At 58.5% G+C, this 1,069-nt stretch carries 1 protein-coding gene; it reads right to left on the bottom strand.

Annotated elements, in window-relative coordinates; genetic code table 11:
- Window positions 1-92: 92 nt before the first annotated feature.
- On the bottom strand, window positions 93-887 hold the full coding sequence (locus tag NUV89_RS29695; RefSeq protein ID WP_257784120.1) for a class II aldolase/adducin family protein: 795 nt from the start codon (window positions 885-887) through the stop codon (window positions 93-95).
- Between the last annotated feature and the right edge of the window lie 182 nt (window positions 888-1,069).

Genomic DNA, 1,069 nt, shown 5'->3' with positions numbered 1-1,069 from the left:
ATGCACGCACCTCGGTCTGTCAGTCATACCGAGGTGATGCTATCGCAGGCAAGCCAGCTCCCACATTTTCAGATCTTCACTGAATTCGAGGATCAGTTTTTGTAGTCGGTATCCGTACGCTCCAACTGCCGGATCAACGCATTCCAATGCCGCGCCACACCCGGCCCATCACCGCTGGCAAACACCTTGGCCTGTTGCTCGACCTTTTCCACCACCTCCTTGGGCGGGAAGATCAACTCCGCATTCCCCGCCGCCTGCGCCGCCACCTGGATATTGCACGCACGCTCCAGCTGCTGCAGTTGCTGGAACGCATGCTCGACACTCACACCCGCCGTCAGCAGCCCGTGGTTGCGCAGGATCATCACGCTCTTGTCACCCAGGTCCGCCACCAACCGCTCGCGCTCGTCCAGGTCCAGGGCCACACCCTCGTAACCGTGGTACGCCACGCGCCCGGAGAAACCGATGGAGTGCTGGGAGATCGGCAGCAAGCCGTCCTTCTGCGCCGACACCGCAATGCCGTCGCGGGTGTGGGTGTGCAGCACCGCTTGCAGGTCATGGCGAGCGCCGTGGATGGCGCTGTGGATCACGTAGCCGGCGTAGTTGATGCCAAGGCCAGTCGGGTCATCGACGATGGTGCCGTCGAGATCGACCTTGACCAGGTTGGAAGCGTTGATTTCATCGAACAACAAGCCAAAGGCGTTAATCAGGAAATGCTCGTCCGGGCCCGGCACGCGGGCGGAGAAGTGGGTGTAGATGTGGTCGGTCCACTTGTACAAGGCCGCCAGGCGATACGCGGCGGCCAGCTTGACGCGCACTTCCCATTCTTCCGGAGTGACGCGCTGGCGAACAGTGTTGGAAACGCTGGAAATCGAGGTGACGCTGCTCATGGCAAAACTTCCTGGATGGCCTTAAGGACTTCCAGGCAAGCCTAGGGGATGGATATAAATAATAAAAAGCACATTTTAATCTAAGCTAATTATTATTTTTTTTCATAACCGAACCACACCACAAAACCAAATGTGGGAGCGGGCTTGTGTGGGAGCGGGCTTGCTCGCGAAAGCGGTGGATC

Source organism: Pseudomonas sp. 18.1.10 (assembly GCF_024655625.1).
Classification (GTDB): domain Bacteria; phylum Pseudomonadota; class Gammaproteobacteria; order Pseudomonadales; family Pseudomonadaceae; genus Aquipseudomonas.
This window is presented reverse-complemented; position numbering and strand designations above follow the sequence as displayed.

Excerpts from the sequence above, each read along its gene's own strand:
- NUV89_RS29695 (WP_257784120.1), bottom strand. The coding sequence starts at position 887 with ATGAGCAGCGTCACCTCGATTTCCAGCGTTTCCAACACTGTTCGCCAG.